Annotated in this window: 23 protein-coding genes and 1 pseudogene; 9 read left to right on the top strand and 15 right to left on the bottom strand. The window is 59.1% G+C overall.

The genetic code is table 11. The annotated features are described in order from the left end of the window. Positions 1–13: 13 nt before the first annotated feature. Entirely contained in the window at positions 14–649 is a 636-nt protein-coding gene (locus L9B60_RS16560; protein WP_249671755.1) for an alpha/beta hydrolase, read from the bottom strand. 138 nt (positions 650–787) lie between these two features. Between L9B60_RS16560 and L9B60_RS16555 the strand changes: the two genes are divergently transcribed. Continuing rightward, a complete protein-coding gene (locus tag L9B60_RS16555; RefSeq protein ID WP_249671753.1) occupies positions 788–1,222 on the top strand; it encodes a Z-ring associated ZapG family protein in 435 nt (144 codons plus the stop codon). 137 nt (positions 1,223–1,359) lie between these two features. Here the strand turns inward: L9B60_RS16555 and L9B60_RS30735 are convergent. Beyond that, a pseudogene (locus L9B60_RS30735) lies at positions 1,360–1,494 on the bottom strand (hypothetical protein); the annotation flags it as partial. Positions 1,495–1,872: 378 nt separating this feature from the next. On the opposite strand from L9B60_RS30735, the gene L9B60_RS16550 reads away from it, so the two are divergent. After that, positions 1,873–4,188 (top strand): S-type pyocin domain-containing protein, encoded by a 2,316-nt coding sequence (locus tag L9B60_RS16550; RefSeq protein WP_249671752.1) that lies wholly within the window; start codon positions 1,873–1,875, stop codon positions 4,186–4,188. Then, the gene (locus tag L9B60_RS16545; protein WP_249671751.1) at positions 4,188–4,658 is read left to right on the top strand and encodes a DUF6392 family protein; all 471 of its coding nucleotides are present in this window, start codon (positions 4,188–4,190) and stop codon (positions 4,656–4,658) included. The genes L9B60_RS16550 and L9B60_RS16545 overlap by 1 nt, the downstream gene beginning before the upstream one ends. 77 nt (positions 4,659–4,735) lie before the next feature. Here the strand turns inward: L9B60_RS16545 and cysN are convergent, their stop codons facing one another. The 3 genes from cysN to L9B60_RS16530 all read right to left on the bottom strand — a co-directional run bounded on the left by cysN (position 4,736) and on the right by L9B60_RS16530 (position 8,466). Then, positions 4,736–6,634, bottom strand: a complete 1,899-nt coding sequence (gene cysN / locus L9B60_RS16540) for a sulfate adenylyltransferase subunit CysN (RefSeq protein ID WP_249671749.1) — start codon at positions 6,632–6,634, stop codon at positions 4,736–4,738. Positions 6,635–6,648: 14 nt separating this feature from the next. Continuing rightward, on the bottom strand, positions 6,649–7,566 hold the full coding sequence (gene cysD, locus L9B60_RS16535; RefSeq protein ID WP_249671747.1) for a sulfate adenylyltransferase subunit CysD: 918 nt from the start codon (positions 7,564–7,566) through the stop codon (positions 6,649–6,651). Between the two features lie 141 nt (positions 7,567–7,707). Continuing rightward, on the bottom strand, positions 7,708–8,466 hold the full coding sequence (locus L9B60_RS16530) for a Nif3-like dinuclear metal center hexameric protein (RefSeq protein WP_249671743.1): 759 nt from the start codon (positions 8,464–8,466) through the stop codon (positions 7,708–7,710). Between the two features lie 123 nt (positions 8,467–8,589). On the opposite strand from L9B60_RS16530, the gene algW reads away from it, so the two are divergent. Further along, the gene (gene algW, locus L9B60_RS16525; protein ID WP_249671741.1) at positions 8,590–9,753 is read left to right on the top strand and encodes a Do family serine endopeptidase AlgW; all 1,164 of its coding nucleotides are present in this window, start codon (positions 8,590–8,592) and stop codon (positions 9,751–9,753) included. A 152-nt stretch (positions 9,754–9,905) separates the two neighbouring features. Here the strand turns inward: algW and hisC are convergent, their stop codons facing one another. From hisC to L9B60_RS16475, 10 genes are all read right to left on the bottom strand, one after another. Next, entirely contained in the window at positions 9,906–10,949 is a 1,044-nt protein-coding gene (gene hisC / locus L9B60_RS16520; RefSeq protein WP_249671740.1) for a histidinol-phosphate transaminase, read from the bottom strand. 2 nt (positions 10,950–10,951) lie between these two features. Continuing rightward, a complete protein-coding gene (gene hisD / locus L9B60_RS16515) occupies positions 10,952–12,277 on the bottom strand; it encodes a histidinol dehydrogenase (protein WP_249671738.1) in 1,326 nt (441 codons plus the stop codon). A 139-nt stretch (positions 12,278–12,416) separates the two neighbouring features. Further along, a complete protein-coding gene (hisG, locus tag L9B60_RS16510; protein WP_249671737.1) occupies positions 12,417–13,052 on the bottom strand; it encodes an ATP phosphoribosyltransferase in 636 nt (211 codons plus the stop codon). A gap of 120 nt (positions 13,053–13,172) precedes the next feature. After that, positions 13,173–14,438 (bottom strand): UDP-N-acetylglucosamine 1-carboxyvinyltransferase, encoded by a 1,266-nt coding sequence (gene murA / locus L9B60_RS16505; protein WP_249671731.1) that lies wholly within the window; start codon positions 14,436–14,438, stop codon positions 13,173–13,175. A gap of 22 nt (positions 14,439–14,460) precedes the next feature. Further along, positions 14,461–14,700: a BolA family protein gene (locus L9B60_RS16500; protein ID WP_249671724.1), complete on the bottom strand. Its 240-nt coding sequence runs from the start codon at positions 14,698–14,700 to the stop codon at positions 14,461–14,463. A 119-nt stretch (positions 14,701–14,819) separates the two neighbouring features. After that, positions 14,820–15,125: an STAS domain-containing protein gene (locus L9B60_RS16495; RefSeq protein ID WP_249671722.1), complete on the bottom strand. Its 306-nt coding sequence runs from the start codon at positions 15,123–15,125 to the stop codon at positions 14,820–14,822. Then, positions 15,122–15,760: an MlaC/ttg2D family ABC transporter substrate-binding protein gene (locus tag L9B60_RS16490; RefSeq protein ID WP_249671721.1), complete on the bottom strand. Its 639-nt coding sequence runs from the start codon at positions 15,758–15,760 to the stop codon at positions 15,122–15,124. Before L9B60_RS16490 ends, L9B60_RS16495 begins: the two co-directional genes overlap by 4 nt. Before the next feature lie 11 nt (positions 15,761–15,771). Then, positions 15,772–16,239 (bottom strand): outer membrane lipid asymmetry maintenance protein MlaD, encoded by a 468-nt coding sequence (gene mlaD, locus L9B60_RS16485; protein ID WP_249671719.1) that lies wholly within the window; start codon positions 16,237–16,239, stop codon positions 15,772–15,774. Then, positions 16,239–17,036: a lipid asymmetry maintenance ABC transporter permease subunit MlaE gene (mlaE, locus tag L9B60_RS16480; protein ID WP_249671717.1), complete on the bottom strand. Its 798-nt coding sequence runs from the start codon at positions 17,034–17,036 to the stop codon at positions 16,239–16,241. Before mlaE ends, mlaD begins: the two co-directional genes overlap by 1 nt. Next, entirely contained in the window at positions 17,036–17,845 is an 810-nt protein-coding gene (locus L9B60_RS16475) for an ATP-binding cassette domain-containing protein (protein ID WP_249671716.1), read from the bottom strand. The genes mlaE and L9B60_RS16475 overlap by 1 nt, the downstream gene beginning before the upstream one ends. A gap of 231 nt (positions 17,846–18,076) precedes the next feature. Here L9B60_RS16475 and L9B60_RS16470 point away from each other — a divergent pair, with 231 nt between their 5' ends. Genes L9B60_RS16470 through lptB form a run of 5 tightly spaced genes read left to right on the top strand, consistent with a single transcriptional unit; the run spans position 18,077 to position 21,408 of the window. Next, positions 18,077–19,051, top strand: coding sequence for a KpsF/GutQ family sugar-phosphate isomerase (locus L9B60_RS16470; RefSeq protein ID WP_249671715.1), 975 nt, complete (start codon positions 18,077–18,079; stop codon positions 19,049–19,051). After that, positions 19,052–19,576 (top strand): KdsC family phosphatase, encoded by a 525-nt coding sequence (locus tag L9B60_RS16465; RefSeq protein ID WP_249671713.1) that lies wholly within the window; start codon positions 19,052–19,054, stop codon positions 19,574–19,576. Between the two features lie 8 nt (positions 19,577–19,584). Continuing rightward, positions 19,585–20,157, top strand: a complete 573-nt coding sequence (gene lptC, locus L9B60_RS16460) for an LPS export ABC transporter periplasmic protein LptC (protein WP_249671711.1) — start codon at positions 19,585–19,587, stop codon at positions 20,155–20,157. After that, positions 20,144–20,683: a lipopolysaccharide transport periplasmic protein LptA gene (gene lptA, locus L9B60_RS16455; protein ID WP_249671709.1), complete on the top strand. Its 540-nt coding sequence runs from the start codon at positions 20,144–20,146 to the stop codon at positions 20,681–20,683. Before lptC ends, lptA begins: the two co-directional genes overlap by 14 nt. Beyond that, entirely contained in the window at positions 20,683–21,408 is a 726-nt protein-coding gene (gene lptB / locus L9B60_RS16450) for an LPS export ABC transporter ATP-binding protein (protein WP_249671707.1), read from the top strand. The genes lptA and lptB overlap by 1 nt, the downstream gene beginning before the upstream one ends. The last annotated feature ends 65 nt before the right edge of the window (positions 21,409–21,473 follow it).

Below are 21,473 nucleotides of genomic sequence, written 5' to 3'. Positions count from 1 at the left end.
TTATCGGCTGCAATCAGTTCGAAAGGCGCGGCAGGACCAAATCTTTCAGGTCAGTCAGCTTGCCGTGAAAAAAGTGTCCGCATTCTGCCACTTTCAGCAGCTCATGGGGGCGCTGCAGTGCGTCGGACCATTCGTAAACCAGTGCAGGGTCGACCACCTCGTCGGTTTCGGGCTGGATCACCGTGAGCACACCACCCAGTGGCAGGCTATTCTCACCCCCGAGGCGCATCACGGCCGGGGCCACCATGAACAGTTTTTCAGCGCCCTGCCCGGCCGCTTCCAGGCGACCGCCCAGGCTGGCCGCGACAAAACCGCCAAAGGAGAAACCCAGCAACGTCAAAGGCATTTCGGGATGTTGCGCGCGCAGCCAGGCCGCAGCGGCCTGCGCATCATCCACTTCACCGCTGCCCATGTCGTGGCTGCCGGCACTGGCGCCCACGCCACGGTAGTTGAAACGCAGGGTGATCAGGCCCGCGTCACGGGCGGTGCGCTGCAGGGTCGAGATCACCTTGTTGAGCATGGTGCCGCCTTGCACGGGGTTGGGGTGGCAGATCAGGGCGACGCCGCGGGCATCGGCTACATCCAGATAAAGGGCTTCGAGTTGGCCGACTGGGCCATCGATGAAAACCGGGGTTTCGCGGATCAGCAAGGGTGAACTCCGTGACCTCAAAAAGGGTCGACTCGTCTAGTCGAAAGATTCTGTCTGAAATATTTGCGATTGCTCGCGGTATACAGCGCAGGTTAGAGCCGTTAACGTAAAGCAAAGCCGTTTATAGAGGAAGGACTCGTGGAACACTCGCTCTTAGTTTGGTTGTTGCCGACAATTGCCCTGGTCGTGGGCGTGGTCGTAGGTTTCCTTGTCGCTCGCCTCGTCCCGAACGCCGCCCCCAGCAGCACCCAGCGCCAGCTGGACGACATTCAGGAACGCTTCGACAGCTACCAGAATGACGTGGTCACCCACTTCAACACCACCGCCAACCTGGTCAAGAAAATGACCGCAAGCTACCAGGAAGTGCAGGACCACCTCGCCGAGGGCGCCAACCAGCTGGCCCTGGACGAACTGACCCGCCAACGCCTGATCGCCGCCCTGCACGCAGACCCGGCCGGCCCACGCGAACGCCTGACGCCACCGCGCGACAGCGAGCCACCACGCGACTACGCGCCCAAGACCCCGAATTCGCCGGGGATGCTCGATGAGCATTATGGGTTGAAGCGCAAGTAATGATCGTTGTTTGAAAAAGGGCCTTCGGGCCCTTTTTTTTTGCGCCAATGGTAGGCCCCGCCAGGGCTGCCTACACGCAACCATAAAAAAACCCGCCACTCTCACGAGCAGCGGGTTCTTTTCACAACCACCAACCGTTAGATCGCGCCACGCTTGCGCAGCACGTCCAGCACCTGTTTCACGCTGTCCTCCAGCGACAAGCTCTGGGTGTCGATCACCAGGTCCGCGTTCAACGGCACATCGTACGGGAAGGACTTACTCGAGATATTTTCATTAACTAAAATATTTGCCTCCTGAGCACCTATACATTCCATTCAATGCGCGACATCAAACTCCAACCATTCCAGCCAACGAACCACTCAAAAAGACTGACAAGGATAGGCAGGTTACCACAGGAATATATTTGCAGGAAAAATCACACATACTGCTTATTTTATGGGAACTATCCTACCCCACACCTCGAAACGACTGACATAATCCAAAAAAATAAAACAGGAATATGAGCTTACAGATCAAGGAGAACTGTATGACTCAACAACCACCACCCATCGAACTTGCAGAAACCATCATTACACCGGAGCCCGCCCCCCGAAATACCAAACAAAAATATAGACACTACTCTAGGAGGCCAAGATATTACTCGAGGCCCGTTGCGCTTGCCGTTCCCTGCAGTGTTAAGCATTACTCCTCCCAGCCACTCGCAATTTAGCGCTGCAAAACACCTCACAAAAAGCGCCGGCCCAATGCTATACATATTTGCACAATATCAAAAGCAACTAACTGAGTTAAATTTAACCTTTGAAAGTGACATAAAGCGATTTCCCGACACTGTACTAACCGAGCTTGCAAGCCCCTTCCCAGAAAACCAGATAAATAACAGCGTCAACGGACTTAATACGCAAAAGGAACTTCTAAATAACGCCATACAATCCTATAAAACCCAACTCCAAGAGGCACACTCTCGAGCTAATATTTTTTTCGGCAGCGATCCCATTCAAAAAAGCTGGCCAGATCATGTAAAGTTAGCATTCGCTAGCAACCAACGACCTATAGACTTCGAAACAGCTCGCGCTTTATCCTTGAATGCGGCATACGCTGCAAAAACCTATACTAGTTACATTGAATACCTGACGTCGAAATTAACGGCAACTGAATCCGCAATTCAACTGGCCGAGATCGAGGAAGCCGCACGACAGGTTGCACAACAGCAGGCCGAAGAAGCCGCACGACAAGCTGCACAACAGCAGGCCGAAGAAGCCGCACGACAAGCTGCACAACAGCAGGCCGAAGAAGCCGCACGACAAGCTGCACAACAGCAGGCCGAAGAAGCCGCACGACAAGCTGCACAACAGCAGGCCGAAGAAGCCGCACGACAAGCTGCACAACAGCAGGCCGAAGAAGCCGCACGACAAGCTGCACAACAGCAGGCCGAAGAAGCCGCACGACAAGCTGCACAACAGCAGGCCGAAGAAGCCGCACGACAAGCTGCACAACAGCAGGCCGAAGAAGCCGCACGACAAGCTGCACAACAGCAGGCCGAAGAAGCCGCACGACAAGCTGCACAACAGCAGGCCGAAGAAGCCGCACGACAAGCTGCACAACAGCAGGCCGAAGAAGCCGCACGACAAGCTGCACAACAGCAGGCCGAAGAAGCCGCACGACAAGCTGCACAACAGCAGGCCGAAGAAGCCGCACGACAAGCTGCACAACAGCAGGCCGAAGAAGCCGCACGACAGAAGCAAAAAACCACTACCGAACAGGAAGGAAGCAACCAACCAGCAGAGCTGGGGTTTCGGCAAATTGCTCTGCAAAAAGAAGCACAACGAGCTCACCTAAGAACGGTGGCAGCTCTTCCGCAGAATAGCTATCGGTTTACACGTACATCAATCGGCTCGGCGACGTTTAGCGTATCAGCACACCCCGGGGTTATTTCAAACGAGGCGGCGACATTAGCGTTACGACTCGCTGTCCGAACCGCAATTGCAGGGCTGGCAGTCGGAACTGGGGCGCTAGCTTCCCCCCTCGTCATCCTTGGCGCGGTCGTCGGCGTTGTAGCCCTTGCTTGGCCTGCCGCCTTAGCTAAAGAAGACACTCATGTATCCGTGGCTTTACCACTAGCTGATTTTTTACCAATGTCCGGAAGTGACTTACTAGAAAAAGCAAAAACGAATGAAACGATACAACTTCCTTACACCCTAATACCAGAAAAAACACAAACACAAACACGCTTACTCGTTATACGCCCTACGGACCAGTTAATTGCTCCAGCAGTGAAGATAGTAACCGCCAAGCCTGACCCAACAAAAATCTCGTACAGCGTTGCACTAGAGTCTCCACCGAGAACTTTTACTTGGAGCCCAGCCGACGCACCGGGAGCCGATGCTATATCTCCAAGCCCACTACCTATTGAGGCAATCCTAGACACCAGTATTCTCGGAAGTAATGGTGAAATTGAAAATCCGCTTATTATGCCTTTTCCGGAAATTTCTATAGCGGACTTTCTTTCCACAATCATAGTATTTCCCTCCGAGTCTGGCATAGAACCACTTTTACTGGTATTTTCCAAGCATCCTATTCAAGCGGGCGAGGTAGGCCCATATCGTGAGCTAGCAGCTAGAAGCATCAGGGATGGTTTCGACATTGACCACATAGCTGCAAGAAGAGCGGTAGAGAGCTTTCTGAGATCAAAATTCCCAGATTACTCATCTAAAAAGATCAAGAAAATACTGGACTACGCGCCCGCCATGGCTATCCCTAGAGAAATTCATCAGAAATTTAGTGAAACCTATGGGGGAAGGAATTCAAAAGAAAGAATCGCGCTAGATGCTTCCAATTTGGAAAATGCCGTCAACAGCAATATAAACGCCCTAAAGCCTGCCTTACTCGATTATGGCATGCGCGAAATCGAAATCGAGATAGCAAGAGAAAACCTCCACCGCCTAGCCAAAACTCAAGGACTATACTGATGAAAGCTGAAAAATTAAGAACCTTGGTAGAGTCACTTGGTCTTACCTATGAAACCATTACAAAAAATGAAATTATCGCAACGACTCCAATCCAGGGCATTTTTCCAGAAAGCGAAATTGATTTTTTAGAGGCCGAGCCTGGCCTTGAGTTAAACTTCAACTCAGAAACCAAACAACTGAAAAAAATCTTTGTCACCATCAAATCGGCATTACCGAACGACACCCCCTACACAGAAGAACTCCTACCTGACCTTAGAGCCCTTAAAGATCAAGAAGGCACTCGAAGAACACTCGGAGAGCCACTGGACCAACACGGACCCGAACAATTGCCTGAACCCGTAGGGAAAAATGGTGGCTGGGACTCTTTTACTTATCAAGTGACAGAAGCACGTCATGTCACACTCATCGTGCAGTACGATGCAGAACTTCAGGTCGAAACACTCGTTTTCAAAGAACTGCCCAGTATCTAGCGCTTCTCGCCAAGAGCGCCAACATAAAAAACCCGCCACTCTCACGAGCAGCGGGTTCTTTTCACAACCACCAACCGTTAGATCGCGCCACGCTTGCGCAGCACGTCCAGCACCTGTTTCACGCTGTCTTCCAGCGACAAGCTCTGGGTGTCGATCACCAGGTCCGCGTTCAACGGCACATCGTACGGGAAGGACTCACCCGGGATGTTGTCGCCATTGGCCGCGTACAAGCCTTGTGGGTCGCGTTCGCGGCACACCTGGGGCGAGGCCTGCACGTAGACGGTGATCAAGCGCTCGGTGCCGATCAGGGCCTTGGCCTGTTCGCGGCCTTCGGCGTCCGGGGCCACGAAGGCGGCCAGGGTCAGCAGGCCGGCTTCGTTGAACTGACGGGCGACGTGAGCCGCGCGGCGCCAGTTTTCGGTGCGCCCGGCGCGGTCTTGCGGCAAGCCCTTGTTCAGGTCATGGCGCAGGTTCTGGCCATCCAGCACGAACACCGCACGGCCCATGTCGAACAGCTTGCGCTCCACCGCGTAGGCCAGGGTGCTTTTGCCAGCGCCCGACAGGCCGCTGAACAACACGGTGGCCGGTTGCTGGCCGAAGCGCTGGGCACGTTCCTCGGTGGCTACGTGGGCCAACTTGCCGTGGTGCGTGGCGTTGCCATGGGCCAATGGCTGGGCGACGATCATGCCGGCGCCGACGGTGCCGTTGGTCAGGCGATCGATGATGATGAATGCGCCGGTGGTGCGGTTGCTTTCATAGCCATCCAGGGCGATGGAAGCGTCCAGGGCGATCTTCACCTTGCCGATTTCGTTCAACTGCAACGAGCTGGCCGGGCCTTCCTGCAGGGTGTTGACGTCGACTTTGTGCACGATGCTGGCGATGGAGCCCGGCACGTAGCTGGTGGCGCGCTTGATGTCGTACTTCTTGCCCGGCAGCATCGGCTCTTCGGCCATCCACACCAGCATGGCTTCGAAGCTGTCGGTCACCGGCGGCACATTGTCGGCATGCACCAACAGGTCGCCACGGGAGATGTCGATTTCGTCTTCCATGGTCAGGGTCACGGCCTGGCCCGGGCCTGCGTGCTCCAGTTCACCTTCGAAGGTGACGATGGATTTTACGCGGCTGCTTTTGCCCGACGGCAGCACGACGATTTCATCGCCCTTGTGCACCACGCCGCTGGCCAGGGTGCCGGCAAAACCACGGAAGTTCAGGTTCGGCCGGTTCACGTACTGCACCGGGAAGCGCAGGTCGGTGAGGTTGCGGTCGGCCGCCACTTCCACGGTCTCCAGGATTTCCATCAGCGACTGGCCGGTGTACCACGGCGAGCGCTCGCTGCGGTTAACCACGTTGTCGCCTTTAAGGGCCGACATCGGCACGAAGTGCAGGCTGGAAGGCTTGAGTTTCAGGCCTTCGGCAAACTTCAGGTAGTCGGCCTTGATCTCTTCGAACACACCCTCGTCGAACCCCTTGAGGTCCATCTTGTTGATGGCGACGACGATGTGCTTGATGCCCAGCAAGGAGGCGATGAAGCTGTGGCGGCGGGTCTGGGTTTGCACGCCATAGCGGGCATCGACCAGGATGATCGCCAGGTCACAGGTGGACGCGCCGGTGGCCATGTTGCGGGTGTACTGCTCGTGGCCCGGGGTGTCGGCAATGATGAACTTGCGCTTGGCCGTGGAGAAGTAGCGGTACGCCACGTCAATGGTGATGCCCTGCTCGCGCTCGGCCTGCAGGCCATCGACCAGCAATGCCAAGTCGATGTCGTCACCGGTGGTGCCGACTTTCTTGGAGTCGCGGGTAATGGCTTCCAGATGGTCTTCGTAGATCATCTTGGAGTCGTGCAGCAGGCGCCCGATCAGGGTGCTCTTGCCGTCGTCGACGTTACCGCAGGTCAGAAAGCGCAACAGCTCTTTTCGCTCGTGCTGGCCCAGGTAAGCGAGAATATCTTCGCTAATCAAATCGGATTGGTGCGACATGGTCTGACCCTAACTTAGAAGTAACCCTGACGTTTTTTGTCTTCCATGGAGCCGGCGCCATCGTGGTCGATGACACGGCCCTGGCGCTCGGAAGTTCGCGTCAGGAGCATTTCCTGAATGATGTCGGTGAGGCTTTCGGCCTCCGACTCCACCGCGCCCGTCAACGGGTAGCAGCCAAGGGTACGGAAACGCACTTTTTTCTTGACGATGCGGGCTTTCTCTTCGTCGCTCAGGTGCTCGAGGATACGGTCGTCGTCGATCATGATCAGCGTGCCGTTCTTCTCGATCACTTCGCGCTCGGCGGCGAAGTACAACGGGACGATCGGGATGCCTTCCAGGTAGATGTACTGCCAGATGTCCAGCTCGGTCCAGTTCGACAAAGGGAACACGCGAATGGATTCGCCCTTGTTGACCTTGCCGTTGTACACGTTCCACAGCTCAGGGCGCTGGTTTTTAGGGTCCCAGCGGTGCTTGCTGTCACGGAACGAGTAAACCCGTTCTTTGGCGCGCGATTTCTCTTCGTCGCGGCGCGCACCACCGAAAGCGGCGTCGAAACCATGCTTGTCGAGCGCCTGCTTGAGGCCCTCGGTCTTCATGATGTCGGTGTGCTTGGCGCTGCCGTGGGTGAAGGGGTTGATGCCCTGCGCCACGCCGTCGGGGTTGACGTGCACCAGCAGGTCCAGGCCCAGTTCCTCGACCATGCGATCGCGGAATGTGTACATCTCCTGGAACTTCCACTGGGTGTCCACGTGCATCACGGGGAACGGCAGCTTGCCGGGGAAGAACGCCTTGCGTGCCAGGTGCAGCATCACGGCGGAGTCTTTACCGATGGAGTAGAGCATCACCGGGTTATCGAACTCGGCGGCCACCTCACGGATGATGTGGATGCTCTCCGCCTCCAACTGTTTCAAATGCGTCAGTTTGTCGACCATGGCTACTCACGGAAATACATTCGTTATTGACGGCCTTCGGGCCGTGTTCGAGCCGAATACTCTATCACAGCGACCACTTCTATCTAATTGGCTACTTAGATCGAAGCAATCTAAGAATATACCCGCAAGTTTGCCCCCCCATCAGATCGGATTGGGGCAATCGATGAACAGGTGCTCCAGCGCATAGCGCCGCGCCAGGTAATCGCCCAGGGCTTGCACGCCATAACGTTCGGTGGCGTGGTGACCGGCGGCGATGAAGCTGATGTCGTTCTCCCGCGCACTGTGAAAGGTCTGCTCCGAGGCCTCGCCACTCAGGTAGAGGTCCACGCCCGCCTCGATGGCCTGGTCGATGTAGCCTTGGCCGCCACCGGTGCACCAGCCCACCCGTCGGATCATCTCGCTGCCTTCGATCAGCAACGGTTCGCGGCCCATCACTTCTTGCACGCGGCGGGCAAAGTCGCGGGCGCTCACAGGCTCGGCCAACGAGCCAACCAGGCCAACGATGCGCGGGTTGGCCGGGGCCAGCGGGCCCTCCACGGTAATGTCCAACTGGCGAGCCAACTGCACGTTATTGCCCACCTCCGGGTGCAGGTCCAACGGCAGGTGGTAGGCCAGCAGGCTGATGTCGTGCTTGAGCAAGGTTTTCAAGCGGCGTTGCTTCATGCCGGTGACGCAAGGGTTTTCACCCTTCCAGAAATAGCCGTGATGCACCAGCACCAGGTCGGCCTTGGCCTCCACCGCCGCGTCCAGCAGGGCCTGGCTTGCGGTCACGCCACTGACAATGCGCAGCACCTGCGGGCGGCCTTCCACCTGCAGGCCGTTGGGGCAATAATCCTGGATTTTGGCGCTGCCCAGGTAACGGTCGGCCTCTTCTACCAGGGTGCTGAGTGCAACGGCCATAAAAGACTCCTAAATAGGCAGTTCAGAGCGGCGCAACCGCTCGTATAATGGCGCCCATTATGGGCCTCCCCTCCCCCTTGTGGAATGCTCAAGCTCCCTTGCAACCCCTCAGGATCCCGCTCAATGTTCAAGGCATTGCGTTTTTTTGGCTGGCCGCTACTCACGGGCATACTCATTGCCCTGCTGATTATCCAGCGCTTTCCCCAATGGGTCGGCCTGCCCAGCCAGGACGTCAACCTGCAACAGGTCGCGCAGAATTCGGCCAACGTGATCCAGGGGCCGGTGTCGTATGCCGACGCCGTGACCATCGCCGCCCCGGCCGTGGCCAACCTGTACACCACCAAAGTGGTCAACAAGACCAGCCATCCGCTGTTCGAAGACCCGCAATTTCGTCGTTTCTTTGGTGACAACCTGCCCAAGCAGAAGCGCTGGGAGTCGAGCCTGGGCTCGGCGGTAATCATGAGCCCCGAGGGTTACCTGCTGACCAACAACCACGTCACCAGTGGCGCCGACCAGATCGTGGTAGCGCTCAAGGACGGGCGTGAAACCTTGGCCCGAGTGATCGGCAACGACCCTGAAACCGACCTCGCGGTGTTGAAGATCGACCTCAAGAACTTGCCGTCGATCACCATTGGCCGCTCCGACAACATCCGCATCGGCGACGTGGCCCTGGCCATCGGCAACCCGTTTGGCGTCGGCCAGACCGTGACCATGGGCATCATCAGCGCCACCGGCCGCAACCAACTGGGCCTGAACACCTATGAAGACTTCATCCAGACCGATGCGGCGATCAACCCGGGCAACTCCGGTGGCGCGCTGGTCGATGCCAACGGCAACCTGACCGGCATCAACACGGCGATCTTCTCCAAGTCCGGTGGCTCCCAGGGCATCGGCTTCGCGATCCCGATCAAGTTGGCGCTGGAAGTGATGAAATCGATCATCGAGCACGGCCAGGTGATCCGCGGCTGGCTGGGTATTGAAGTACAGCCATTGACACAAGAACTGGCAGAAAGCTTTGGTCTCAAGGACCGCCCTGGCATCGTGGTGGCGGGTATTTTCCGCGACGGCCCGGCGCAAAAGGCCGGCTTGCAGTTGGGCGACGTGATCCTGGCCATCGACGGTGAGCCGGCCGGTGACGGTCGTAAATCCATGAACCAGGTGGCGCGCACCAAGCCCAATGACAAGATTGCCATCGACATCATGCGTAACGGCAAGGAAATGAAGCTCTCGGCCGAGGTCGGGCTACGGCCGCCGCCGGCGCCGGCGGCGACCGAGGAAGTGCAGTAATAAAAAAACCCGGATCAAATGATCCGGGTTTTTTTATGGCCACACGCGGCCCACTGCAGGAGCGGGTTTATCCGCGAAAACAACGACACGGTGTATCAGTGAAACCCCTGCGTGCTTTTCGCGGATGCTCCTACACAAGCCCGGCGAGTGACTTACAACGCGTCGATCAACGCCTGATTTTGCTCCGGCGTGCCAATCGAGATACGCAGGAACTGATCGATCCGTGCTTGCTTGAAGTGCCGCACGATCACGCCCTGTTCACGCACCTTGGCAGCAATACCGGCTGCGTCACGCTCAGGGTGGCGGGCGAAGATGAAGTTGGCAGCCGACGGCAACACTTCAAAACCACGCGCTTGCAACTGCGCCACCAGCTTCTGGCGACTGTCGATGACCCACTGGCAAGTCTGCTCGAAATACTCGCGATCCTGGAACGCCGCCGCCGCGCCGGCCGCTGCCACGCGGTCGATGGGGTAGGAGTTGAAACTGTTCTTGATACGCTCCAGCGCCTCGATCAGGTCCGGGTGACCCACGGCCAAACCCACGCGCAGCCCGGCCAGGGAGCGCGACTTGGACAGCGTCTGGGTGACCAACAGGTTGGGGTAACGATCGACCAGGCTGATGGCGGTTTCGCCGCCAAAATCGATGTAGGCCTCGTCCACCACTACCACCGAGTCAGGGCTGGCCTTGAGCAGTTGCTCCACGGCATCCAGCGCCAGCAGGCAACCGGTGGGCGCGTTGGGGTTGGGGAATATGATGCCGCCGTTGGGCCGCGCGTAGTCGCCGATGCGAATCTGGAACTGCTCGTCCAGCGGCACCGCCACGTGGTCGATGCCGTACAGGCCGCAATAAACCGGATAGAAGCTGTAGCTGATGTCTGGAAACAGCAACGGCAAGTCGTGCTGGAACAGGCCGTGGAAAATGTGCGCCAGTACCTCGTCCGAACCGTTACCCAGAAATACCTGGGCCGTCTTGATGCCGTAGTAGTCGGCCACCGCGTGCTTAAGCACGTCGCTGTTGGGGTCCGGGTACAGGCGCAGGTCGTCGGTGAGTTCGGCGCGCATGGCTTCCAGCGCCTTGGGCGACGGGCCGTAGGGGTTTTCGTTGGTGTTGAGCTTAGTGATCTTGGTCAGCTTGGGCTGCTCACCCGGCACGTACGGCACCAGGCTCTTGACGAAAGGACTCCAGAACTTGCTCATGCTCATTTTCCCTGATCTTGATCGAGAATGCGGTATTCGGCGCTACGGGCGTGGGCGCTGAGCGACTCGCCGCGGGCCAGGATCGATGCGGTCTTGCCCAGTTGCGAAGCACCCTGCTGCGAACAGAAGATGATCGAGGAGCGCTTCTGGAAGTCATAAACCCCCAGCGGCGAGGAGAACCGCGCGGTGCCAGAGGTCGGCAGCACGTGGTTGGGGCCCGCGCAATAGTCGCCCAGGGCTTCGGAGGTGTGGCGTCCCATGAAGATCGCGCCGGCGTGACGGATCTTCGGCAGCCACGCTTGCGGGTCGGCGACCGACAGTTCAAGGTGCTCCGGAGCAATGCGGTTGGCCACTTCGATCGCCTGTTCCATGTCGCGCACGTGAATCAACGCGCCACGGCCGTTGATCGAGGTCTGGATGATCTCGGCACGGTCCATGGTGGGCAGCAGCTTGTCGATGCTGGCGGCCACCTTATCGAGGAACGCGGCATCGGGGCTGACCAGGATGGCCTGGGCGTCTTCGTCGTGCTCCGCCTGGGAGAACAGGTCCATGGCGATCCAGTCCGGGTCGGTCTGGCCATCGCACACCACGAGGATTTCCGAAGGGCCGGCGATCATATCGATGCCCACCTGGCCAAACACGTGGCGCTTGGCAGTGGCGACGTAGATGTTGCCCGGCCCTACCACCTTGTCTACCTGCGGCACGCTTTCGGTGCCATAGGCCAGCGCGGCCACTGCCTGGGCGCCACCGATGGTGAACACCCGGTCGACGCCGGCGATGCAGGCGGCGGCCAGCACCAACTCATTGACCTCGCCACGCGGGGTAGGCACCACCATGACCACTTCGGTCACGCCGGCCACCTTGGCGGGGATCGCGTTCATCAGTACCGACGAAGGGTACGACGCCTTGCCACCTGGCACGTACAGGCCAGCGCGGTCCAGCGGGGTCACTTTCTGGCCCAGCACGGTGCCGTCGGCCTCGGTGTAGCTCCAGGAATCCTGCTTTTGCTTCTCGTGATAGCTGCGCACGCGCTCGGCGGCGGTTTCCAGGGCTTCGCGCTGGGGCGCAGTAATGCGCGTCAGAGCCAGTTCCAGGCGCTCGCGCGGCAAGATCAGCTCGGCCATCGAAGCCACGTTCATGCTGTCGAAACGGTTGGTGAACTCCACCACGGCCGCATCGCCACGCTCGCGCACGGCCTTGATGATGTCCAGCACCCGCTGGTTGACCGAATCGTCGGATACGCTTTCCCAGCTCAGCAGATGATCCAGATGGCGCGCGAAGTCCGGATCAGTGGCGTCGAGTCGGGCAATTGCAGTGGACGTGGTCATAGCGGGGCCTCAATAGTTGGCAAGTGCTGAAAATAGCAAATCTCAGGCGCCGCTAGACTACCAAGCCATCCGCGTGGGCACCTGAGAATTCTGGCTATGACACGGATAGATGGGCGCGGCTCAAGGCCGCGCATGTGGATCAGCCGCGGTGTCGCGACTCCACAGCCTTGCGCAGGGTATCGATCAGCGCCTGGATGCGGGCGTGCTGCATCTTCATCGATGCCTTGTTCACCACCAGCCGCGAGCTGATCGTTGCGATCAGTTCCTGGGGTTCCAGGCCGTTGGCACGCAGCGTGTTGCCGGTGTCGACCACGTCGATGATCTTGTCGGCCAGGCCGATCAGCGGCGCCAGCTCCATCGAACCGTACAGTTTGATGATGTCGACCTGGCGGCCTTGTTCGGCGTAGTAACGCTTGGCCACATTGACGAACTTGGTGGCAACGCGCAGGCGCCCCTTGGGCTCCACCGCGCCAATGGCACCGGCGGTCATCAGCTTGCACTTGGCAATCTGCAGGTCCAGGGGCTCGTACAGGCCTTGGCCGGTGTATTCCATCAGCACGTCCTTGCCGGCCACGCCGAGGTCGGCCGCGCCATGCTCGACATAGGTCGGCACGTCGGTGGCACGCACGATCAGCAGGCGCACATCGTCCTGGGTCGTGGGGATGATCAGCTTGCGGCTTTTATCCGGATTCTCGGTCGGCACGATGCCCGCCTCTGCCAGCAATGGCAGGGTGTCGTCGAGAATGCGGCCCTTGGACAGCGCGATGGTCAACATGGAAAACGTCTTTCCTTCATTCAGGATTGTGCCGGGTCGCAAACGGCGCCCGGCCACTGCCGACCCCAAAGGGCTCGACTGGACAGATTCATGGGGCGCGTCCCTGCGCCCGAAAACAGACTAGCCCGGTACGCGACGGATCTTGGCGCCCAGCATCTGCAGTTTTTCCTCGATGCACTCATAACCACGGTCTATGTGGTAGATGCGATCGATCAGCGTATCACCTTCGGCGATCAGCGCCGAAATCACCAAGCTGGCAGAGGCGCGCAGGTCGGTGGCCATCACTGGCGCGCCCTTAAGCTTCTCGGTACCGGTGACGATAGCGGTGTTGCCTTCGACCTGGATGTGCGCGCCCATGCGGTGCATTTCGTACACGTGCATGAAGCGGTTTTCGAAGATCGTCTCGATGACCGCGCCGGTGCCTTCGGCGATGGCGTTGAGCGAGACGAACTGCGCCTGCATGTCGGTCGGGAATGCCGGGTACGGCGCGGTGCGCACGTTCACAGCCTTCGGACGCTTGCCGTGCATGTTCAGCTCGATCCAGTCTTCACCGGTGGTGATCTCGGCGCCCGCTTCCTTGAGTTTTTCCAGTACGGCTTCAAGGATGGTCGGATCGGTGTCCTTGACCTTGACGCGGCCACCGGTAGCAGCGGCAGCGACCAGGTAGGTACCGGTCTCGATACGGTCAGGCATCACTTTGTAAGTGGCCGAACCCAGGCGCTTCACGCCGTCGATGGTGATGGTGTCGGTGCCAGCGCCGGAAATCTTGGCGCCCATGGCGATCAGGAAGTTGGCAAGGTCGACTACTTCCGGCTCGCGTGCGGCGTTTTGCAGCACGCTGCGACCGTTGGCCAGGGCCGCGGCCATCATGATGTTCTCGGTACCGGTTACGCTAACGGTATCAAAGAAGAAGTTAGCGCCACGCAGGCCGCCTTCCGGCGCCTTGGCCTTGATGTAGCCGCCTTCGACGTCGATCACCGCGCCCATGGCTTCAAGGCCGCGGATGTGCAGGTCGACCGGGCGCGAACCGATGGCGCAACCGCCAGGCAGCGCGACTTCGGCTTCGCCGAAACGGGCAACCATCGGGCCCAGCACCAGGATCGAAGCGCGCATGGTTTTCACCAGCTCGTACGGGGCGATCAGGGTCTTGATGGTGCGCGGGTCGATCTCGACGCTCAGCTTCTCGTCGATCACCGGCTCAATGCCCATGCGGCCGAACAGCTCGATCATCGTGGTGATGTCGTGCAGGTGCGGCAGGTTGGCAACCGTGACCGGGCCATCGCACAGCAGGGTGGCGGCCAGGATCGGCAGGGCGGAGTTCTTTGCCCCGGAAATACGGATTTCGCCATCAAGACGAACGCCGCCAGTAATAATCAGTTTGTCCATAAGAATCTCGACGCCTTTAGGCTCAGGTGCGCTCAGCCCAGGCTGCGCTGCTGAAGAATTTCATAGTGACGGCATGGATGCTGCCGTCGACGATCCAGGGGTTCAGATGAGCATAGATCTGCTGCTGACGCTTGACCGGGCTCAATGCGGCCAGCTCGTCACTGATCACGTTCAGCTGGAAGTTGCAGCCTTCGCCTTCAACTTCGACCTGGACATTTTCCAGCTGTGCTTCAAGAAAGCTCTTAACTTCTACGGCCTGCATTATCAACCTCGATCGGCGCCCTGTGCGCGCGGGTCGGCCATGATACAAAAAAAGCCCCTCGTCTGCGAACCCCTGATGGGGGAACTCGGACGGAGGGGCTCTTCACTGAACGACAACGCTCACGTCGCCGCCAACAACTCGGTCATCTGGCAGACCTCGGCGATCTGCCGCATGTCCCGGGGCAAGGCCTGGAACGACAGCGATTTGCCCGCGGCCATGGCATCACGCAAAAAGGCCAGCAGCAGCGAAAGCCCGACGCTGCTGGACTTCTCTACGCCCGAGCAATCCAGCACCAACGCCTTGGCGTCACTGGCCTTGATCAGGGCCTGGCCCTGCTTGCGCAAGGCCGAACCGCTGCGATAGTCGAGCACGCCGCTGAGCAACAACTCACCGGCCGCGCCTGCGCGTACCGAGGCCTCACTCATTGGCTCTTGCTCTGGGTAGCTTCTTTGGCCTTGGCCACTTCTCCATCCCAACCATTGATGGTCTTGTCCAGGTCATTGCCGTTGCGCTGCATGGCGTCGGCGAACTGGTCACGGAACAGCTTGCCGATGTTGATGCCGTTGACGATCACGTTACGCACTTTCCACTCGCCATTGACCTTGTTCAAGGTGTACGACACCGGGTAGACCGCGCCGCCGCTGCCCTTGACGACCATGTCGACGCTGGTGCGGTCGCCCGATTCATCCTTGGCCGGCGATACGGTAATACCTTGGTTGTTGTACTCGAGCAAGGCGTTGCCATAGAACTTCATCAGGCTGCGCTTGAAGTTCTCTTCGAACGTCTTGATCTGGGCAGGCGATGCGCTGCGCGAGTACTTCACGGTCATGATGCTTTTGGCGATGCCTTCAGCGTCCACCACCGGGCCAACAATGCCGTTCAAGGCATCATAAAAGGCATTGGGGTTGGTTTTGTACTCTTCCTTGTTTGCTGCCAGGTCAGCCAGCAACTCTTTGGTGGTGCGATCTACCACGTCATGAGCGGTCTGGTCGGCGGCGTTGGCCCATAGGGGCACAACAGCCAGAAGGACCAGCAGGCCTCGGCGCAGAATGGACATCATGGAGTAGCTCCTCATTTGGCGTCTTTGCTAACGGTGTTAAGCAGGAATTTGCCAATCAGATCTTCCAGCACCAGCGATGACTGAGTGTCGTGGATGGTGCCACCGTCCTTCAACACGGTGTCTTCACCGCCCACGCTCAACCCGATGTACTTCTCGCCCAGAAGGCCCGCGGTGAGGATAGACGCAGTGGAGTCGGTCGGCAGATTGTTCACGCTCTTGTCCACTTGCATCGTCACCCGCCCGGTGAAGTTATCGCGGTCCAGATCGATTGCCGTGACCTTGCCGACAGTCACGCCAGCCATGGTCACCTTGGCTCTGACAGTCAAACCGGCGAGATTGTCGAAATAAGCATAAAGTTTGTAGGTATCGGCGGTCGGGCTGGCCGCCAGGCCGCTGACGCGCAAGGCCAGCAGCAGCAAAGCCAGGATCCCGGCCAGCAGAAACAGGCCGACACCGATTTCCATCGTTCGGTTTTGCATCAGAAATCTCCAAACATCAAAGCGGTCAGAATAAAGTCAAGGCCCAGTACCGCCAGCGAGGCGTACACCACGGTCTTGGTGGTGGCACGGCTGATCCCTTCTGATGTGGGCTCGCAGTCATACCCCTGAAACACAGCAATCCATGTGACAACAAAAGCGAACACAATGCTTTTAATCACGCCGTTGAGTACATCATCGGTGAAATTCACGCTGTTCTGCATGTTCGCCCAGAACGAGCCGTCGTAAACGCCCAGCCAGTTGACCGCCACCCACGAGCCACCCCAGATACCGACCACGCTGAAGATCATGGCCAGCACCGGCAGCGAGATGAAACCGGCCCACAGGCGCGGGGCAACGATGTACTTGAGCGGGTCGACGCCGATCATTTCCAGGCTGGACAACTGTTCGGTGGACTTCATGTTGCCGATTTCGGCGGTCAACGCCGACCCTGCGCGCCCGGCAAACAGCAGCGCGGTAACCACCGGGCCCAGTTCGCGCAGCAGCGTCAGGGCAACCATCTGCCCCACGGCCTGCTCGGAGCCATACTTGGCCAGGATGCTGAAGCCTTGCAGCGCCAGCACCATGCCGATGAACATGCCCGAGACCACGATGATCAACAGCGACATTACCCCTACGGAGTAAAGCTGCTTGACCAGCAGTTGAAAGCTGCCTTTAACCCCGCCACGCCCAAACAAGGCATGCATGAGCAAAAAGCCCGAGCGGCCCAACACGGCCACCATATCGATGGCCGCGCGGCCGAACAGGCGCACGCGCTCCAGTATTGATTTTCTGCGCATCAGCGCTTCCCCAGTAAATCGGCGCGGTAATCCGTCGCTGGAAAGTGGAACGGCACCGGACCGTCCGGATCGCCCTTCATGAACTGGCGCACCCGCGGGTCATCCGATGCCATCAGCTCCTCGGGCGAACCCTGCCCCAATACCTGGCCGTCACCGACGACATACAGATAGTCGGCAATGCTGGCGGTTTCCGAGAGGTCATGGGACACCACGATGCTGGTAATGCCCAATGCATCGTTGAGCAGGCGGATCAGGCGCACCAGCACGCCCATGGCGATCGGGTCCTGGCCCACGAAAGGCTCGTCATACATGAGGATCTGCGGGTCCATGGCAATGGCCCGAGCCAGTGCCACGCGCCGCTTCATGCCACCGGACAGTTCGTCGGGCATCAGCTCCACCGCGCCACGCAAGCCCACGGCTTGCAGCTTCATCAGCACGATGTCGCGGATCATTTCCTCGGGCAGGTCGGTGTGCACGCGCAATGGGAAGGCGACGTTCTCGAACACATCGAGATCGGTAAACAGCGCGCCGCTCTGGAACAGCACGCCCATGTGCTTGCGCGCGTCGAACAGGTCACTGCGCGACAGCGCCGGCAGGTTTTGCCCGTTGACCCAGACTTCACCCTTGCTAGGGCGCAACTGGGCCCCCATCAAGCGCAACAGCGTCGTCTTGCCGCAACCGGAAGGCCCCATGATACCGGTGACCTTGCCCCGTGGAATGCGGATATCGACGTTATCAAAGATGTTGCGCGCGCCCCGCTTGAAGGAAACACCCTTCAAATCGATGGCGTAGTCGTTATCGGCACTCATCTAAACTCCTTTCGATGCAGCCTTTCACTCTGACGCACGCGCATTCCACGAAGGCACGCAAGGCGAGTGGGCCGAACAAGCGGCGAACTATATCACTGCTCGCACACCCGCCCCAAGGCTGTTGCACCGCTTGTTCAGGACTGTGACAGCATCGTTGTACGATCAAGCGTGAGGGTTTGCTTCATTACGGCTATAATCGCCGCCTTTTCATCAGGCAACACGATTTCAGACATGAGCCAATCCAGCGACCTGATCCAATCCGCGCAACGCACTATCCGCTTCGAAATCGAGGCGGTAGAGGGCTTGCTCGCCCATATCGACGCCGATTTCGTGCGTGCCTGCGAGATGATCCTGGCAAGCTCGGGCCGCGTCGTGGTGGTGGGCATGGGTAAATCAGGCCACATCGGCAACAAAATCGCCGCGACACTGGCGAGTACCGGCACCACTTCGTTCTTCGTGCACCCGGCCGAAGCCAGCCACGGCGACATGGGCATGATCACCCGCGACGACATCATCGTCGCACTGTCCAACTCCGGCTCTACCGCCGAGATCGTCACCCTGCTGCCGCTGATCAAGCGCCTGGGCATCAAAATGATCAGCCTGACCGGCAACCCGGACTCGCCGCTGGCAAAAGCCGCCGACGTCAACTTAGATTGCAGCGTAGCTCAAGAAGCTTGCCCGCTGAACCTGGCCCCCACCTCCTCCACCACTGCAGCCCTGGTGATGGGTGATGCCCTGGCCATCGCGCTGCTGGAAGCCCGCGGCTTCACGGCCGAGGACTTTGCGTTTTCCCACCCCGGCGGTGCACTGGGCCGACGCCTGCTGCTGAAAGTGGAAAACGTGATGCACACGGGTGACGAACTGCCCCAGGTGCAGCGCGGCACGCCGCTGAAAAACGCCCTGATGGAAATGACCCGCAAGGGCCTGGGCATGACCGCGGTACTGGAAACCGACGGCCGCCTGGCCGGGATCTTCACCGACGGCGACCTGCGCCGCACCCTGGACCGCGACCTGGACCTGCGCCAGGCAACCATCGACGAAGTCATGACCGTGCACGGCAAGACCGCCCGCCCGGACATGCTCGCCGCCGAAGCCCTTAAAATCATGGAAGACCACAAGATAGGCGCCCTGATCGTGGTCGACGAGCAGGATCGCCCGATCGGCGCGTTCAACCTCGGCGACCTGCTGCGCGCTGGAGTCATGTAAATGAACGACGAACTGTTGCAACGCGGCAAGGCCATCAAGCTGGCGATCTTCGACGTAGACGGCGTGCTGACCGACGGCCGCCTGTATTTCCTGGAAGATGGCAGCGAATTCAAGACGTTCAACACCCTGGACGGTCAAGGCATCAAGATGTTGATCAACTCCGGCGTGGCCACCGCGATCATCAGCGGGCGCAAGACCCCGGTAGTGGAACGCCGCGCCAAGAACCTGGGCATCGCCCACCTGTACCAAGGCCGCGAAGACAAATTAGTGGTCCTGGACGAGCTTCTTGGCCAACTCGGCCTAAGCTATGACCAGGTGGCCTACCTGGGCGACGACCTGCCCGACCTGCCGGTGATCCGCCGCGTGGGCCTGGGCATGGCCGTGGCCAACGCTGCCGGCTTTGTTCGCGAGCACGCCGATGGCGTCACGCTGGCGCGCGGCGGCGAAGGCGCGGCCCGAGAATTCTGCGAGTTGATCCTTCGCGCCCAAGGCAACCTCGATGCGGCCCTCGCCGCTTATTTGTAGAGCACCCCATGTCGAGCAGAAAATTACGCAACATCGTGTTGCTGTTGGTCGTGGCGGCGATTTTCGCCGCGGTCGGCTACTGGAACATCAGCCCGGAAACCTTCCTCGACCAGCCCAAGACGGCCGTCGACGAAACCGCGATCGATTATTATGCAACCAATGCCCACAGCAAGCAGTTCATGCCCGATGGCAAGCTGCAATATGACATGACCAGCGACAAGGTCGAGCATTTGCAAGCCAGCCAGGTCACCCTGCTGACCAACCCGGACGTCAACCTGTACCGTGGCGCAGCCTTCCCGTGGCACGTCACCAGCAAGCGCGGCGAGGTCAACCCGGACGGCACCCAGGTGGAACTGATCGACTCGGTGCGCGTGGCGCGGGTCGACGAAAAGAACCGCCAGACGATTATTACCACTACTCGCATGACTGTATTCCCTCAGAAGCAATATGCGCAGACCGATCAAGCCGTTAGAATTGACGGCGCCGGTGGCGTCACGACAGGCGTGGGAATGAAAGCGTATTTGCAAGACAGCCGGATGAACCTGCTGTCCAACGTAAGAGGACTGTATGAGGCTCGTTAAAACCCTTCCTTATTTGCTCAGCCTGGGCGCAGCACTGGGAAGCGCGAGCGCCTGGGCACTGCCGACTGACCGCGATCAGCCTATTCATATTCAGTCCGATGACGCACAGATCGATGACAAGCAAGGCGTCGCGACCTACAAGGGCAATGTGATCATTACCCAGGGCACGATGAAAATCACTGGCAACACCGTGACCATCACCCGCAACGCACAGGGCGACGTCGACGTGTTCACCTCGGTCGGCAACCTGGCCTATTACGAGCAGAAGCCGGCGATCGACAAACCGATCGTGCAGGCCTACGGCGTGACCATCCAGTACTTTTCGGCGCAAAACCGCATCGTGCTGATCGACAAGGCCAAGGTCATCAACGACGGCAACACCTCCGAAGGCGAAAAAATCGTCTACGACACCGTCAAGCAAGTGGTAAACGCCGGCCGTGCCAACGGCACCAAGGTCACCGCCCCACGTCCGCGGATCGACATGGTTATCCAGCCGAAAAGCAAAACCGATGAGCAGAAAAAATAATGGCAACCCTGAAAGCCCAGCACCTGGCCAAGGCTTATAAAAGCCGGCAAGTGGTGCGTGACGTCAGCCTGTCCATTGAAAGTGGCCAGATCGTAGGTTTGCTGGGCCCCAACGGCGCCGGCAAGACCACCTGCTTCTACATGATCGTGGGCCTGGTGCAGGCCGACCAGGGCCGCGTGCTGATCGACGACCTGGACGTGAGCCACCAGCCGATGCACGGCCGCGCCCGTTCCGGTATCGGCTACCTGCCGCAAGAAGCCTCGATCTTTCGCAAGCTTTCGGTGGCCGACAACATCATGGCCATCCTGGAAACGCGCAAGGAGCTGGACAAGGCCGGGCGCGTCAAGGAACTGGAAAGCCTGCTGCAGGAGTTCCACATCACCCACATCCGCGACAACCTGGGCATGAGCCTGTCCGGTGGTGAGCGTCGCCGTGTGGAAATCGCCCGGGCACTGGCCACCGCGCCCAAGTTCATCCTGCTCGACGAACCCTTCGCCGGTGTCGACCCTATTTCCGTGGGCGACATCAAGCAGATCATCCACCACCTGAAGGCCAAGGGCATTGGCGTTCTGATCACCGACCACAACGTCCGTGAAACCCTGGATATCTGCGAAACCGCTTACATCGTCAACGATGGCCAACTGATCGCCGAAGGCGATGCCGAGACCATCCTGGCCAACGATCTGGTTAAAGAAGTCTACCTCGGCCACGAATTCCGCCTGTAAAGGGTGGCATTTGGGCTGGGGCGCCTTTGAGGAGGCCGGCTTTTGAAAATCGCAAGGTTTTTAAT

The organism is Pseudomonas abieticivorans, assembly GCF_023509015.1.
GTDB classification, from domain to species: Bacteria; Pseudomonadota; Gammaproteobacteria; order Pseudomonadales; family Pseudomonadaceae; genus Aquipseudomonas; species Aquipseudomonas abieticivorans.
Note: the sequence above shows the minus strand (reverse complement) of the source record. Positions and strands in the feature narration are given on the sequence as shown.